General features: G+C 35.5%; 16 protein-coding genes. 6 read left to right on the plus strand and 10 right to left on the minus strand.

The window, feature by feature from the left end; genetic code table 11:
* The 3 genes from IEX94_RS13020 to IEX94_RS20315 all read left to right on the plus strand — a co-directional run.
* The coding region (locus IEX94_RS13020; RefSeq protein ID WP_188858054.1) for a NupC/NupG family nucleoside CNT transporter at nucleotides 1-1,035 on the plus strand (1,035 nt) is incomplete at its 5' end.
* A 152-nt stretch (nucleotides 1,036-1,187) separates the two neighbouring features.
* Nucleotides 1,188-2,411: a CynX/NimT family MFS transporter gene (locus IEX94_RS13025; protein WP_188858055.1), complete on the plus strand. Its 1,224-nt coding sequence runs from the start codon at nucleotides 1,188-1,190 to the stop codon at nucleotides 2,409-2,411.
* The gene (locus IEX94_RS20315; protein WP_373290836.1) at nucleotides 2,412-2,543 is read left to right on the plus strand and encodes a putative holin-like toxin; all 132 of its coding nucleotides are present in this window, start codon (nucleotides 2,412-2,414) and stop codon (nucleotides 2,541-2,543) included. It abuts the gene before it with no gap.
* A gap of 88 nt (nucleotides 2,544-2,631) precedes the next feature.
* On the opposite strand, the gene IEX94_RS13030 is transcribed toward IEX94_RS20315, so the two are convergent.
* The 5 genes from IEX94_RS13030 to IEX94_RS13050 all read right to left on the minus strand — a co-directional run bounded on the left by IEX94_RS13030 (nucleotide 2,632) and on the right by IEX94_RS13050 (nucleotide 5,356).
* Nucleotides 2,632-2,892 (minus strand): hypothetical protein, encoded by a 261-nt coding sequence (locus IEX94_RS13030; RefSeq protein WP_188858056.1) that lies wholly within the window; start codon nucleotides 2,890-2,892, stop codon nucleotides 2,632-2,634.
* An 89-nt stretch (nucleotides 2,893-2,981) separates the two neighbouring features.
* Nucleotides 2,982-3,482: a hypothetical protein gene (locus IEX94_RS13035; RefSeq protein WP_188858057.1), complete on the minus strand. Its 501-nt coding sequence runs from the start codon at nucleotides 3,480-3,482 to the stop codon at nucleotides 2,982-2,984.
* A 154-nt stretch (nucleotides 3,483-3,636) separates the two neighbouring features.
* Nucleotides 3,637-3,726: an Ltp family lipoprotein gene (locus tag IEX94_RS13040; RefSeq protein ID WP_229782717.1), complete on the minus strand. Its 90-nt coding sequence runs from the start codon at nucleotides 3,724-3,726 to the stop codon at nucleotides 3,637-3,639.
* Nucleotides 3,727-3,890: 164 nt separating this feature from the next.
* Nucleotides 3,891-4,307, minus strand: coding sequence for a hypothetical protein (locus tag IEX94_RS13045; RefSeq protein WP_188858059.1), 417 nt, complete (start codon nucleotides 4,305-4,307; stop codon nucleotides 3,891-3,893).
* Between the two features lie 95 nt (nucleotides 4,308-4,402).
* The gene (locus IEX94_RS13050; RefSeq protein ID WP_156857332.1) at nucleotides 4,403-5,356 is read right to left on the minus strand and encodes an alpha/beta hydrolase; all 954 of its coding nucleotides are present in this window, start codon (nucleotides 5,354-5,356) and stop codon (nucleotides 4,403-4,405) included.
* 134 nt (nucleotides 5,357-5,490) lie between these two features.
* Here IEX94_RS13050 and IEX94_RS13055 point away from each other — a divergent pair, with 134 nt between their 5' ends.
* The 3 genes from IEX94_RS13055 to plsY all read left to right on the plus strand — a co-directional run bounded on the left by IEX94_RS13055 (nucleotide 5,491) and on the right by plsY (nucleotide 7,082).
* A complete protein-coding gene (locus IEX94_RS13055) occupies nucleotides 5,491-5,973 on the plus strand; it encodes a ribonuclease domain-containing protein (RefSeq protein WP_156857331.1) in 483 nt (160 codons plus the stop codon).
* 1 nt (nucleotide 5,974) lies between these two features.
* Complete coding sequence (locus tag IEX94_RS13060; protein ID WP_188858061.1) at nucleotides 5,975-6,241, plus strand: barstar family protein; 267 nt, start codon at nucleotides 5,975-5,977, stop codon at nucleotides 6,239-6,241.
* 220 nt (nucleotides 6,242-6,461) lie between these two features.
* Nucleotides 6,462-7,082: a glycerol-3-phosphate 1-O-acyltransferase PlsY gene (gene plsY, locus IEX94_RS13065; protein WP_188858063.1), complete on the plus strand. Its 621-nt coding sequence runs from the start codon at nucleotides 6,462-6,464 to the stop codon at nucleotides 7,080-7,082.
* Between the two features lie 431 nt (nucleotides 7,083-7,513).
* Here the strand turns inward: plsY and IEX94_RS13070 are convergent, their stop codons facing one another.
* The 5 genes from IEX94_RS13070 to IEX94_RS13090 form a co-directional block, all read right to left on the minus strand.
* A complete protein-coding gene (locus IEX94_RS13070) occupies nucleotides 7,514-9,184 on the minus strand; it encodes a hypothetical protein (RefSeq protein ID WP_188858065.1) in 1,671 nt (556 codons plus the stop codon).
* A gap of 64 nt (nucleotides 9,185-9,248) precedes the next feature.
* On the minus strand, nucleotides 9,249-10,202 hold the full coding sequence (locus IEX94_RS13075; RefSeq protein ID WP_188858066.1) for a hypothetical protein: 954 nt from the start codon (nucleotides 10,200-10,202) through the stop codon (nucleotides 9,249-9,251).
* 234 nt (nucleotides 10,203-10,436) lie between these two features.
* Entirely contained in the window at nucleotides 10,437-13,787 is a 3,351-nt protein-coding gene (locus IEX94_RS13080; RefSeq protein ID WP_188858067.1) for a DEAD/DEAH box helicase family protein, read from the minus strand.
* 27 nt (nucleotides 13,788-13,814) lie between these two features.
* A complete protein-coding gene (locus IEX94_RS13085) occupies nucleotides 13,815-15,002 on the minus strand; it encodes a restriction endonuclease subunit S (protein WP_188858068.1) in 1,188 nt (395 codons plus the stop codon).
* Entirely contained in the window at nucleotides 14,995-16,464 is a 1,470-nt protein-coding gene (locus tag IEX94_RS13090) for a type I restriction-modification system subunit M (RefSeq protein ID WP_188858069.1), read from the minus strand. The genes IEX94_RS13085 and IEX94_RS13090 overlap by 8 nt, the downstream gene beginning before the upstream one ends.
* Between the last annotated feature and the right edge of the window lie 78 nt (nucleotides 16,465-16,542).

Here is a 16,542-nt window from a genome sequence, read left to right on the forward strand (position 1 = left end):
GTTTACAAAAAGGGCTGCCGTTTCATACATTTTACACTTGCCAAATACACTGAAAACGGTGGAGAAGTTGGGGTATTTGCTGTTAATGTACTTGGAATGATTATTTTCCTAACCATTTTGATTGAATTATTATATCACTTTGGTATTATGCAATATATTGTCCGTTTTATTGGAGGATTTATTGCTAAAATAATGCAAGCTTCCTATTCCGAATCTACAGCTGCTGCTGCAAATATGTTCGTGGGAAATACCCAAGCTCCTTTAGTGGTAAAACCATATGTCAAAAATATGACTAGATCACAGTTGTTTTCTGTAATGGTCGGTAGTTTAGCTTCTGTGTCGGGGGCTGTTATGATTGGTCTAGCTGCAATGGGTATACCTTTAGAATATTTACTCTCCGCTGCAGTAATGTCAGCGCCTGCAGGCATCATGATAGCAAAATTCATTATCCCAGAAACAAATGAGATAAATGAAAATGAATGGATGGAAACTTCGGATACAACCGAAAGCGAACAACCAAAAAGAAATCTAATTGATGTTATTTTTGTAAGTTCGAGAGAGGGGCTAAAATTTGCCGTTAACGTGGGGTTAATGCTCATTGCCTTTATTGGGCTGATTGCATTGGTTAACGGTATATTGGCATGGGGCGGATCATTTTTCGGACTGGATAATATCTCCCTAGAATTGATATTTGGTTATCTATTTGCTCCGGTAGCCTTTATTATTGGAATTCCATGGGATGAAGCGCTCATGGCGGGTAATATGTTAGCCCAAAAACTATTACTGAACGAGTTCGTAGCATTCGCCAATCTATCTACAATAATTGATACGCTTTCAGAAAGAAGTATCGCAATCTTAACTTTCGCGCTGAGTGGATTTGCGAACTTTGGAGCGGCTGGAAGTATTGTAGGAATGTTATCAGATATGGTACCTCAACAAAAGGCAGTTATTCAAAGACTAATGATGAAAGCGCTAATCGGAGCTACTTTAGCCAATCTTCTGAACGGCGCCATTGTTGCAATGCTTATTTTCTAATAAATCTATACTTGAATACCTCTAAGAATATTATTTAGCATCAATTTTCTAATTAAAGGATGTTTGCTTCAAGCGAATAACAACGATTGATGTATGTTTGTTTGAATGGTATCCTTTTTAATATTGGAATATAGATTGAAAGAAGGTCTTTCATGAAAAATACAGATCAAACTATCAATAAAGGTCCTTTTAATTTACAGAACCTTATTTTAACAATTGGAATTATATTCGTAGCTTTTAACTTACGGCCTGCTATTACGTCAGTCGGTCCTTTAATTCGTTTAATCAGAGATGATGTCAATATTTCCAATGGAACGGCAGGGTTGTTGACGAGCTTACCCCTAATTACATTTGCCATTGTATCACCAATTGTTCCAAAGTTATCTAGAAAATTAACAAACGAAATTGCATTAATCATTGGTTTACTTTTAATCATTATCGGTATTCTAATTCGTTCTTTCGCAATTCTTACCCCGCTATTGCTAGGAACACTTATTATTGGTTCGGGTATTGCAATATGTAATGTCTTATTACCAGGTATAATTAAGGATAATTTCCCATTGAAGGTTGCACTCATGACAGGTATTTACTCAACAGCTATGAATATATTTGCAGCCTCTGCTTCGGGGTTAAGTTATCCATTTACAAAAATGTTAAATGGAAATTGGCAATTATCTCTGCAAATCTGGATGATACCTGCAATCCTAGCTGTCCTTATTTGGATATATATAACTAGGAAAAATACAGTAAACAATGAAGGAAAACAAATACAACTAGAAAGTAATAATTCGGCTAATAATCGAATGTGGGGTTCCGCCTTGGCATGGCAGGTTGCAACCCTTTTAGGCTTACAATCATTCTTATTTTATGTGACGATATCTTGGTTGCCTGAAATGTTGATTTCAAATGGTGTAAGTTTAACGACAGCTGGTTGGCTTCTATCCTTCGCACAGATTATTGGGCTTCCAGCTAGCTTTTTAGTACCGACCTTTGCTGGTAAAGTGAGATCCCAAAGCCTTATTGCTGTATCGATGGGATTATCAGCTTTCTTTGGTTATAGCGGTCTTCTGCTAGGCAGCTCGATGCCTATATTGATTATAAGTATTACATTAATTGGCATCACGTTAAATGGCGGGTTCGCATTAGCTTTAACTCTACTAGGCTTACGTGCAAAAACCTCTGAACAAGCCTCAGAGTTATCCGGTATGGCCCAGTCAATTGGATATTTATTAGCTGCTGCAGGTCCTTTTGCGATAGGCATAGTATTTGATTTAACAACGAGTTGGACGGTGCCATTAATTGTATTAATTCTAATATCTACATTAATAATGATCTTTGGCTTTCTAGCAGGAAGAAATAAATATGTATTAAATTAAATATGCAACTTTTACACTGAGGCAACATTCCAAACTTTGACGTTAATGATTTCTTTTTCCACAATGATCATTACGTTAATCGCAGTCGTTGCCTCTACAAAAAATAGCCCCCTTGTTCGGCAAATTGGGTAAGGCCTATTTTTCTTTGTATATTAGATAATGCCACTCCCTGTTATGAGAATGCTTATCCTTTAAGATAAGCACCCCATTAGTGAAAAGTCTATTTGACGTTGTTAGTAGCGCTTGTAAATTTATTCGGGATAAAATATGCAATTGAAGCAGAAAGAAAAGCAATAAATATCGCTGGTAGTAGAGAACTATCACTACCTACAATAAACGTTTCTTGGGATAGAAATGTACCCATATTCCGAGCCACCTCCATATCAGGCGTATATGTAACTGTAATAAATATTCCAGATACTACTTGGGGTAATGTAAATGCTGCAATAAAACTGATGGAAAAAATAATATACTTTTTCACTATTAACCCCCCATAATATTATTCTTATAATTACATACGTATCCTGAGGAAAAAGGTTTCATTATGTAATAGCTATTTCCCCTCTGAACCTAAAATAAAAAATATAGAACAAAAAACAATAAAAGTGTCCATATAAAGGAAATATGTATAGATCTTTGGCTTAGTTGAGAAGCTCTTTGTCTTTTGTGTTCAAATGAAAAAATAAACAGGAAAATTATAAAAAGGAAATAAACAAGAAACATATAAAATAAGGAACGCCATTGTTCCACCCAAATCATAATAGGTCCAATAGTTCCACCCACTATAAACAAGATAACTGATAAAATACCAACAATTGCAGAGATTTTTGGCATGTTTGTCCAAATAGGGTGATTAAGTAAACTTTTATCTTTTTTAGCCTCAAACAAAAAGATAAAATAAATAAAAGTTACAACTAATGCAACAATGAAAAAAGTACTGTATGAAGAGATTACAGTAGTCCACTCTCCAGATGTTGATTGAACAGTACTACCTTCACTTGTATATTCTAACAACCACATAGACACTACAATAAGTAAAATCATTATTATCTGATATAAAGACCACTTCACACTTTCTTCCTCCTTCCGAATTTATACATATTATACAATAATCACAACGTCTAATTAACAAATATAAAAATAAGAGGATATATGCTCTCATATATAGAACATATTATCCTCTTATTTTTATAGTCCATTTAAGAAAAGGAGTGCCTTCTTATTTTTATTCTGGTAAATTGTCAAGAGCATATTGCGCTTGCTCTTCTGTGAATTGTTCCCCATATTCTGAAGTAAGACTATTTACCCTTATCATATTGTTTCCGAAACCCAAATTACCTTGATTTTTAACGGATACCTGCCCTTTTGCCTGCTGGAGAAAGTTTAGCTATGAAGTTATCCGAATTGGATTTAAAAGCTCTCCTTCTGTTATTATAGGCCTATAAATAATCAAAACGTCTATATTTTACTTTTGCACCTTTAGTTTAATTTTTTCACTATGGAACCTACTGCAATACCAAATAAAGCGTGTGAGACAGTCCAATAATTCCATGCAGCTACATCATTATATCTAGGCGGCTTGTTTGTTAAAGCACTGAGGAAATATAATGCTCCCCCACCAACAGAATAAACCAAAACATAAGGGAAAATATTTTTTTCCAAGCGAAATGACTTTAAAACATAATATAGACTTAGAGTACTAAGGACACACGTTGCATAATGAAAGCCAATCCCCACACCCGGAATATGCTTATATCTCTTAATAAAAGGAATGTACCCGATGTTATACAACAAAGTTTCAGAGGGGTTCCCAGTTATTTTACGGACGACTTTTAGTGAAGCAGCCAGAACTGCACCTGAGAAAATGCCTGTTGCTATAAGCTTTGAGATTCCCATCTTATCACCTGCTAGATATAGTATAGTTGGCTATACCCCTTCAACAATTTGAATGAAACACTTCGTTTATAAAAGTTGCATCAAACAGCTTCAAATTATTCAACGAGAACACCATCAAGAAAATCCCCGACTCTTCTCTGGAACTCACTGGTTATGTTATCCATTGCCTTCGTATGCCCCGTCTCAGGGACAAGCCATAATTCTTTTTCACCACCCGCTTCATTATAAATCTCATGGGCCATGTCAGTTGGAACTAAATCATCATCTTCTCCGTGGATGATGAGAAGCGGTAGTGTATTCTTTTTAACCTGCTGAGTAGCCGAGCCTTCACCGAGCATATAACCAGCACGAGTCTTTGATATGACACTAGTAACTTCGAGTAGCGGAAATGCTGGCAGTCCATATAAATGTTGCAATTGATGAGCCAATTCATCCTTTATCGTGCTATAGCTGCTATCAGCGATAATTCCCTTCACCTCTTCCGGCAACTCTTCTCCACTTGTCATTAATACAGTGGCGGCTCCCATTGAATTTCCGTGCAAAATAATATTCTCCGTTCCATATTCTTCAATCAGCAAATGAATCCAATCAACATAATCCAATCGATCATGCCAGCCATATCCGATATAGTCTCCTTCACTTTCTCCGTGCCCTCGTGCATCTGGAAGTAAAATATCAAATCCCCTATCATAATAAAATTTGGCTAACTTCCCCATATCGTCACTGGTGTTACGAAAACCATGGGCAAGGATTACAGCTTTTTGATCGTCCGCCTCATTTTCAATAAATTGCGCAACCAGACTCAAATCGTCATAAGAATTCATTTCGATTCGCTTAGGTTGCTGATCATCAAACCAGCTATTCGCCTCCTCTAGAAGGGCCTGGTCCTCTTCGGATGCTACAGAATTAATCGTTGAATCCTCTCGGTGTAATTCTACCTCCGTTCCTCTTTTTATTCCCTGTCCGTAAAAATAATTGCCTGCAAAAATGAACCCGATAAATACGACAGCCAGAATAGCCGCTAATGTAATGAGTATTTTCTTTTTCAAATAAAAACCCCCTTGTCAGTATTAATTTAATTTTCATTACTCCATTATAACAATTAAGATTTGCTTGAATCTATTAAGTATTATACAAAACCATTTGATATAATAGAATATAAATTAGATTAAAGGTGAGATGAATGAAACGAATCATATATTTACTAAGCATACTCCTAATTGGAGTTATTTTAACTAGTTGTTCAGCTGCAGACCTATTTGCTGATTTTAATGAGTCAGTACCAGAACCTGCCAATGCAAATACAGAACAGTTGATAGAGGAAGATGGATATTATACAAGCAAGGATGAGGTTGCTTTATATATCCATACTTTCAATAAACTCCCAGACAATTATATTACAAAATCAGAGGCTAGTAAGTTAGGGTGGGTGGCTAGTGAAGGAAACCTCTGGGAAGTAACGGATCAGAAAAGTATTGGCGGCGACAGATTTGGAAACAGAGAGGGAACCCTCCCTGACAAAGCGAATCGACAGTATTATGAAGCTGATATAGACTACGAAGGCGGCTATCGTGGACCAAAGCGCATTGTTTATTCCAATGACGGATTAATTTACTACACCGACGATCATTATGATACATTTACCTTATTATACGGAGATGAATAGAATGGAACACATCACACTTGATGGGCGTAAAATGCAGGATAAAGATACAGTACATCAATATTTAAAAACTGTACTGCATCTTGATGAATATTACGGAAACAATCTTGATGCACTATGGGATGCCCTAAGCACCTCCCATCATCCCCTTGAAATTCGCTTGATTTATCGTGAAGAAATGCTTGAGCAGCTTGGGAGTTATGGAGAGTCCATAATAAAAGTATTTGAGGACGTGGCTGAGGAGAATCAGAGGATTGTGTTTAGGAGTTGAGTCGGTAGTTGATGGTTGGTTAAGTGATAAGTTCGTAAATATGCTTGCGATTTATACCCCACCTGAATCTTCCATGGCTAATGTTTGTTTATGTTCTGATAGGTAATTTTAATGCTAGTTACTGTAGAAAAAGATAATTAAAAATCAAATTACATAGTTGGAAAGTACAGATACAAAATAACAAATAGACTGAATAATAGAACAAATAAGGAGAGAGTCCATGGATATTTTAAAGCTTTTTGTGGCCTTAGCTTTTGGTTATTTTTTAGGTAGCCTTAATACAGCAGTGATTGTAGGGAAAATATACGGCACGGACATTAGATTCCATGGAAGTAATAGTGCCGGGCTTACAAATACTCTAAGGGTACTTGGGAAACCTGCTGCAGTTTTTGTTCTTATAGGAGATATATTAAAAGGTACAATTGCTTGTTTTATAGGCTTGTTACTTGGTGTTTACTTTTATTCGGGAGAGGCAATGGATTCCTTAAGCCTCTTAGCGGCAGGCGCAGGAGCTATTATAGGGCATAACTGGCCGATATATTTTAAGTTTAAAGGGGGTAAGGGAGCACTTACAGCAGTGGCTGTACTATTTATGATTGACTGGATTATGGGTCTTTTATGCCTTGTTTTTTTTGTAATAATAATAGCTTTAACACGTTATGTATCTTTAGGTACCATAGGTGCTACAACACTTATAGCAGTTATTTCATTTATTCCTATTTTTGAGCATACTTTATATTTCAATATATTTGTATGCCTAATGGCTCTTATAATAATAATTAAACATAGGGAAAATATACAAAGGCTGCTTTCAGGAACAGAAAATAAACTTACTTTTTGATTATTACCTACACTGAGGATATTGTCGAAATATAAAAATTTAGAATTAGTTAAGCAAACGGTTGTGTTTGTAGAAGATTATAGATAAAAATAGGACCAAACTTTTGCAAACAAATGATAAAATCCAGTATTAATTGAAATTGGTGGTAGCACGTATTCTAGTACATTAGAATACGTGCTAAATAATTTACTCTACAATTGTCCAGTTAGTATCTTTTTCTAGTAGGAGTTCATACTGTGAAAACTGTGTAGCTTTAGTAGTTTCATCTGAATATCTCACAGTGACCTATACTTTTATCTATATAGAACAGCTACATGCAGATAATTTATTAGTCAACTGATTTACGATTGACAGCTTGTGACTGAGGCATGAGCCTAATACCCTAAAGGAACAAAAAGTCGTGATCGGCGAAGTTGTTTATTAGGCTAAGATTAAGCACTATGAAATTTTTCAAACTCCGACTTAAATGCCCTCTTTCGGGAGTGTAGTTTTTTATAGTACTCTATTATCCGCTCTCTTGCATTTAAATCGCCATTGGACTCCAAGGTTTCACCCAAAGAGGCAATAAGTGCGGCTGCCTTATAATAGCTCTTACGGTAGCCTCCCCCAACGACGGCTTCTGTTCTTTGGTCTACTACTTTTGATAACCATTGAATATATTTTACATATTGTTCAGCAGATAAATCAATTTTTTCTTTCCAGGTTAGGAACTGATCTAGAAAGCAATCCCTATTGGAACTCGTATACCCTAGTCTGTGTACGAAACCATTGATAAGCTGTTTTCCAGCTTTTGTAATTTCCGAGTTCTTATTTAGCGCTAAAATAAAAAGTGGCACAGCTATCCCTATGAAACTGTTACTCCAACCCAGTTTAGTTGTTTCTTTTTTACAATCTTCATAGACAGTTTCAAATTCAGCATTAAAAAAAGCTATAACCTTTTTTTGTTCCTTTGAAAGGTTATTTGTTAGTAATTGTCGATTTACTCGATAATCGTAATCTATTTTTTGTTCGGGCAATGTTTTTGCATATTTTGCAGCTTGGCTTGTTATTTCGCGCCCATCTTCAGTTAATTGAAATAAGCGTAGATAGTTACTTAAACTTGAATCCGAATAAAAGGCAGCCACATAGCATTTTTCTACCGTTTCATGATGGTCTAAACTATTTGCAGCTTTAGCAGTCAAATCCGCAATTTCAGCTCGAATAATCAGGTTTTTAGGTAACTGTTGCATTGCTTCAAGTCCGAGTTTTTCACACTCTATCACTTGGTTTTGGTTCAATAGATGCTCACATGCATATTTATACAGTATGGGATGGGTTGCCGACACGACCTTAGCTGTTTCACATAGTCGATGAATTCCCCCTTGATACATACATGCTTCGATCAATAGCTTCCCTGCCAAATCCCCTTGTTTATTTCCTAAAAAGGAAATCCAGTCTTCCATAAATAAATCCAGATCCGCAAGCGCCTCAGGGCCTATAATAAATATTTCTTCCATTCTTAGATTTGTTGACATTTTCCATGTGAAATAATTAAATAATGCAGCAGGTCTCCGTTTTCCTTCCGTAGCCTGATATTTTGCATAGATAGCATGTTTAGCAATATGGTTTAAATCTAATTCTACTATATTTTCTTCTACAAGATCCTCCAGTTCAAGCTCATCCCACCCTCCAGCATCCCTTTCATTTGCTTGAAACACCATCATGCAAAGCGATTCATAAATTTTAGCAGCTTGAATGTAATTTTTTTGGTATAACAATTCCTCTGCTTGCTGGAATGCCCTTAACAAATCATTACCAATTTTAAATTCATCGAAATAATCGTATTTAAAATCACTATCCCAATAGTTTTCACCGTACACTTCATAGCCAGTGCATTCAAAATAAATTTCTCCACTTTCTATATCTTCACAGAATGCTTCTATCCATTCCACATCGGGAGTAATTAAATGTTCGCCTGGCTGATCAATTGTAAAGTTTAAAAATGCAATTCTTTTATCTTCTTTCGTGACTCTAGCTAGATTGTATATCCAACTATCTTTTTCAGAGTCTGACATACTCGTTAATTTTTTATTAACAATTTCCATGAACTCTTGATAATTCATTGTATATCACCCCGATTTTAATTAATTGCGTCTAGGAGAGTGGTACAAACTCTTGTCTATTTGTTTACTGCTGTTCCAATCGTGGTAATGCATTTAGCAAGTCTCTTTTTAGGAAAAGCTTTTCAAATGCTTCGTGAAACAGTTGCGGACGATTGACTTTGTCTCCAGCTTTGACTTCTGAATGAGGCAGTTTTAAACCAGGCACTGGATTTGCTTCACCTCGTTCACGGCGTAAAGGGATATTCCATCGTTCAAAATCTCTGGATTCCATTAATACTGGAATCATTTTCTTCCCAAAAGATGTTAGAGCAATAGACTTTGCAAAGTAATATCCATTTTTATGATAGTGATCCATCCGCTCCTGGTCTTTTTCACTATGCCAAAATCCAAACCATTCGAAATAAAGAAAGAAATAATTCCAATGAAAAATAAGATTCGCGAGTAACGGTTGTTTATGAAACTGCAATCGAAATCCTGCCTTTTTATCTAATAACTTACTAATCACATCTGGTAGCATAAAATAAATGGAATGGTGGTTATTTCCCACAAATTTGCTCCAATTTAAATCCACCCAAAATGTTTCCAGTAAAAAGAAATATTTCTCTGTATCTGTCAATTTATCAAATAAGTTTCGTCGCTCTGTTATTCGTATATATCGTTTACTGAAATCCGCTGATTCCTGTTTGATTAAGGATCCGCCTCGTGCAAGTAAATAGAAAAAGTGTATGTATGGATAGTGTTCTTGCTGTGTGTTTCGTGTTTCATCTTGTGTTTTAATAGATAATTGTTCATTAATATGAGGGAGATGATTGCTTGAAATATATCCTTTTGTATTCGTAATTTGAATAGGGTGGTGCTCTATGTATTTGAGAAATCTTTCAAAGTCAATGATAAGTTGAATCGGAAATTTTGTTATATCCTGTGTTAACTTTTGAATTCTCACACCCATATTTGGCGCTTCTTCAGTTGCTTGGTTGAATAAACTGTCAAAGGTTAGCTGTTCCATATTTTTCTTCATCCAATCCCCTCCCTTTTATACGATTATAGTTTGAACCTCTCATGACTGAAGTAACGAGATTCTTGGGAATAGTGCATAGCTGACGAATAGTGGCATACACGATTCATCAGCGGTTTCTCTTATTGAGCAAGCTAGCCCCGGAGTATCTACGGTTAGCTTTAACGTTACGTGTGTAATCGTAGACCTTCGTTTAGAGCTATTATAAGGCAGCCGCCCCTTCATCCAAAGCTATAATCAAGCACCTTCAAACGCATCCACCTTCTCATTTATATCATCTATAATACTTAATATCTCCCTCACATCCTGGATATTGTCCTCAAACAACTCAGACACGCTGCCTAATGTTCTAAACGGATCTTGCTGTAATACTTGCTTCTCTAAATAACCATTTGCAACAACATAATCAATGATTAATCTAACGAACTTAATTTGAGTAGCATTTAACCTCTCATCAGATAGAAACTCAGAAAATGCAGCATTTACTGCCCCGCGGTCCAATCCTACAACTTGTCGAACAAGTTTAGTGATGGGAGTATCACCGAATTCATTTTCATAGTCTTCTCGGCTACCTAACTCATGCCATAATACATTTTCTAAAAATGCAACATCATCTTTTGTTAATGGCTTATTATGCCTTAATTTAAAAATAGCCATTTCATTTTGATGCTCTTTTAAATATTGATTTACTCGTTTTTGGTAGTTTCTCAAATCGTTTGAACCGTAAATCGGTGTACCGTCAACAATCACGTCAAATGTATCTTGAAAATTGGTATAAAAGGTCTTTCTAGTTTCTTTTTCTAAGAACTGTACTAATTCACGCATTACTTTACGTACTTCTTCTAGTTCAAAAATATTTGCCTCATCCCAAAACTCTGTTGATTGGACATTTATTAATAATTCTCTGTTCTCGTTTATTTTTGGTATCGTTCCTATTTCACTTAATTTTTCAGCAGTATCCATCACAGCCCTGATAGGTTTTGTTGCTCTCTGCGCAGTCAAATACGCAAGCTCGATTGTATACATTACATTATCAAAGCGTTTCGCCATCTCGTCATCGTCATCTGGGATGATTAAAGGTGCTACTTCTTCCTTTAGTTCCCTTACATCACTAGTCGTCAAAGCTTTCCAAATATCTTCACCTTGGAACTTATGAATATATTTAATGTTCATCCTCACTTGGAAATTTTCTTCATTTAATCTTCGTATCTCCGTAAGTAATTCGTTAATTAAGCGGTTACGGTGAGTAATATAAGCGTCATCCTGATAATCTAATGACTGCAATTCTTTAATGATTTCTACTCTTAAATTAAATAATCTTTCCGTTAAACTAACAACAACACTACCTTCGATTCCTTTAGGGTTTTCTCTGAAAAACTCAAAGTTACCAACATAGTCAAAAATGAGGAAGTATTCTTTATCCTGCCCCGGGCCGAATAAATCTTCACATAACCTCGTGCCACGGCCAATCATTTGCCAGAACTTTGTTTTTGAACGCACTTTTTTGAAGAACACTAAATTCACAACTTCTGGAACATCAATTCCTGTATCTAACATATCAACTGACACGGCGATATGTGGTTCAGAATCCTTCATTTTAAAGTCATCAATGATGGAGTGAGCATACTTAATGCTATAGTCCACTTGTTGACAAAACTTGCCACCATAATGCGGATACAAATGATTAAATCTGTCGACAATATGCTCTGCATGCTTTGCATTCTTAGCAAAAATGATCGTCTTGCCGATTCGGTCTCCTCCAGCTACTTTAATTCCTTTTTCCATTAACTCATTCAGCACGTGATCGACTGTATGGTTATTAAATAGCCACTCGTTTAACGCAGAACCACTGATATAATCAGAGAATGTTTCTTCCTCATCGAACGTCTCTTCATACATTTGCTTTTCTTCTTCGGATAGATCATCATAGTAAATTCCGTCTTCCATAAATTTAGAAACAGACTCTATTGTTCTGTAATCGACTAAATACTGCTCTTCAATTGCTTGTTCAAGTTCATAAGCATATGTCGGATTTCCTGATTCAAGACCGAAAATCTCGTATGTATTGAAATCTATTTCATCCTTGGGAGTTGCTGTTAATCCAACGAGGAGGCTATCAAAGTAATCAAAGATAGCACGGTATTTCTTATAGATACTTCGATGGCTTTCATCGATAATGATTAAATCAAAATGCCCTGGCGTAAATAAAGTTTTCCCGTCCTCACGCTTCGTTCCATCAATTGCATTCATCATTGTTTGATAGGTAGAGAATACTACTCTAGATAACGCTGGGCTCTCTTTATCATCTAGTAAATTACATAAACTAAGTGATGGTACTAAATTATTAAAGGAGTTTTTTGCCTGTCTTACTAACTCTTTTCTATCGGCTAAGAATAATACGTTCTTTACCCAGTTATGACGTACGAGTACATCTACAATTGAAATAGAGACTCTTGTTTTTCCCGATCCCGTCGCCATAACAAGTAAAGCTTCGCGTTGTTTCGATTCAAATGCTTCACACACATTTACAATGGCTTCTTTTTGATACACACGGTTCGTTATGTCATCTTTTATTTCGATATTTTGTAATGAACGTTTTAACTGTCTACGCTCCACTAACTTTATTAAATCAGGTTTGGAGTACACACCAGAAACTTTACGATCTGGATATTCTGTGTCATCCCAAATCCTTGATTCAAAACCATTTGTTAAAAAGATAATAGGCCGTTGACCATGCATAACTTCCAAACAGTCAGCGTAAAGTTTTGCTTGTTGTTTTCCTTGATTCACACTAACTGAAGTTCTTTTTGCTTCAATAAGAGCTAAAGGCTTACCGTTATCGCCAAATAATATGTAATCAACATACCCTGCACCTTTTGCATTAGGCATACCTGTTACTTTATATTCGATTAAAATATCTTTATCGAATGTCCAGCCTGCTAGCTTCAAATCAACATCGATATAACGTTTCCGCGTTTCATATTCAGAAATCTCATCCACTTTAAAGTCATAATCTTTTTCCCGTTGATTGTGAATACGGGTCTCTGTAACTTGTTTTCTAAGTTTCTCGTTCTCAGCTATCATGTCTTCTAATTTACGATCTTTCGCGCTTAATTTTTCGAATAGATCTTGATATTCTTCTTTGCGCATCCGAGTTTCGCTACCTGTTAATAATACTTCTTCATTAAATGGTTTAGCTGTATAGTCAACGGAGTAACAATAGTCAATCCAACTCGCAAACTCATGCAAATTCCGTAAAGAAGTGATTGCTTCTTCACGTGAAATATTAGAATTTGTATGCACAGCAACATTACCTAATTTCACAATATAGCGAAGTAAAGGGAAGAGGTCATTATCAATGATATCTCTAAATGTTTGTTCATGAATTAATGCTGATAATCTATCGTCGTAAGGAAGTTTTAATCCCTCATCAAAGCTATAGGTCCATTTTACCGCAAGCTCTAAAGCCCTCCTCGACAAAATAGCTGTCGTAGCAGGGCTGATTTGTAAACTTTTCTCGGCTTCAAGACAAGCACTTGAAAAGGATTTGTATTGGTCTTTTTCTTTTAGAAATTCAAAGTTGGTCAATTGTAGCACCTTCTTTCGTTTCTTCAGTTATACTTTCATTCCTTCTTTAAATAGTTCGCCGTTGAAGGATTTGTGGAGAATAGAATCATATAATAAGTTCATTTGCTCTAAACTATTTGATAGTAAATTAATATATTTATCGACTTGCTTAACTTTATCTTCAAATGCATTTTGTAAAGATAAATCAGGCACTAAAATATCAAAATTTTTGATTTGAGTATAATTAAAAGCTTGTCTAGTAGCACCGATATTTTTATTAACTACATTTTTCTGAAACTCCTCGTTAGCAAAATAATAAGATAAATAGTATGGATTAATATACTCATTTAGTCGTATGATACATACATGCTGATTAACATTAGCTTCAAAATCTGCCCCTCTATATACAACACTTCTTCCAATTGATGCACCAGTAATGTTTAATAATACATCCCGATTATTCAATTGGCTTCTTTTCATACTTTTATGGGTTTCTTCTGAGATGAAAACTACATCTTCTAATCGCAACTCATTCCACAAGACATTTTGACTTCTAATTAGTGGAACGCCTTCTTTCAAATAGGATGTGCTTCCTCCCTTCGGTGTTGAACCACTAGTTACAAGTAAAGCGAAATCTCCTAACTTTGATTTTTTAAAACTATAATTATTTGTTTTAACTGTCCCAAACATATCAACGAAAATACTTTGTTTTAAAGCTGATAAAGCTTCGATTTGTTGTCGTCTGTTTGTTATTACATTCTCACATGTATTTAGAATTTTTATAATTAATTCCTGTTTTTTAATCGATGGTAAAAATATTTTAATTTTTTTTAAATCATTCTTATTAAAGCCAGCTTGTGCGGATCTACTTCCTACGTTTTTGATTAATTTTTGAAAGTATTTTGTTTGCAAAAAGTAGTATAAATACTGCTTCAATAGTAAAGATGTATCTGGAATACATTTCATTAACGCTACATTATAAGCTCCTTGTAGACCTGTTAGTATTTTCCCAACAGAAGCTCCGTATCTAGCAATTAAGACATCATCTTTTTCACAAAGCTTCAGTTTATTATCTAATGGAACGTACTCAGGTTTTGTTGAACTTTGTGTAAAATCTCTAATTTGTAGCATCCTAACATAACCTTCTGCAGGATTTTGTAACCATAATCTTTTTGGTGGTTGACTTCCTCCTTGAAAATCACACACTGACAATAAATCTACAAATTCATTATTCACTTAAGAGCTCCTCCAGTTTATCTAACTCAATTGCAATATTACTTTCTAACTGTTTTATATTCCTCATTAAAATTAGTGGTTCTTCATACTCAATCTCTTCATGCACAACTTCTTTATATTTATTAATCGACAAGTCATAATCATTCTCTTTAATCTCTTCAAAAGGAACGAAGAATGATTTATCTGTACGTTTTCTTTCCTTTTCATTATCCAAATTGTGGAATCTCTCAATAATATCCGGAATATCATTCGCCTCAATTGGGCTTCGTTTATCGTCTAGTGAAAACCCATCACTCTCCATATCATAAAACCAAACGTGATCCGTTCCACCAGACCCTGTTTTCGTAAAGATGAGCACTCCTGTTGAAACTCCTGCGTATGGCTTAAATATTCCACTCGGCATACTAATAACAGCTTCTAGTTTATTGTTTTCCAATATTTCTTTCCGAATAGCTTTATGGGCATTTGATGCTCCAAATAAAACACCATCCGGTACGATGACGGCAGCGCGTCCGCCTTTCTTTAATAGACGTAAGAATAAAGCCAAGAATAGCAATTCTGTTTTCTTTGTTTTCGTCACTTTTAATAAATCATCAGACACGGCATCATAATCAAGTGAACCTGTAAAAGGCGGATTCGCTAGTACTAACGTATACTTTTCTTGCTCTTTATTTTGTTCATTTAAGCTATCTTGATAGCGAATATTAGGGTTATCAATCCCGTGAAGCATCATATTCATCGTACTAATTCTTAACATAGTTGTATCAATTTCAAACCCATTAAACATCGTATTGTGGAAGTGTTCTTTTAAGTCCCTCGTATAAAACAAATCGTTATGGTTTTTTCTTAGATACTCACTAGCCGATACTAAGAATCCTGCCGTACCAGCCGCTGGATCAACAATCGTGTCTTGCGGGGTCGGCTTCATTAGCGCAACCATCATATCAATAATTTGTCTTGGGGTTCTAAATTGTCCATTTGTTCCAGAACTCTGTAATTTTGATAATAGATACTCGTATAGATCCCCTAATGAATCAACCTCACTGTCAGCACTTGTTGTCTTTGGCAGATCACTAATCCCCGCGACAACTCGAGATAATAAAGCCGGCGATGGAATTACAAACACGGCATCTTTAATGTGTTCTGAATATGCAGATCCATCTCCACCCATCCCTTTAATAAATGGAAATACTTTTTGAGAAACTACTTCAAACATTTCCTCTGGTCCCATTTGCGAGAATGTACTCCATCTTAGCTCAGGTTGATCTTTAGGAAAAATCCCTTCATGTGGCGTCTTCAGTAACTCCGAATCCTTTTCTTTTCTTTTTTCACGGTCGTCTAAACCTTTTATATAAAGTAAATATGTAAATTGTTCAATAACGGTAAGTGGGTTTGTAATTCCACCCGTCCAAAATGATTCCCAAATTTTATCGACTTTGCTTCGTAATTCACCTGTAATCATAGTTGATGCTCCTCTATTCATTTCATATATGACTATTATACTATATAAACTCCGGCTAAACTATTATCTCTTACCGTG

The organism is Oceanobacillus indicireducens (assembly GCF_014647195.1).
Lineage (GTDB): Bacteria > Bacillota > Bacilli > Bacillales > Amphibacillaceae > Oceanobacillus > Oceanobacillus indicireducens.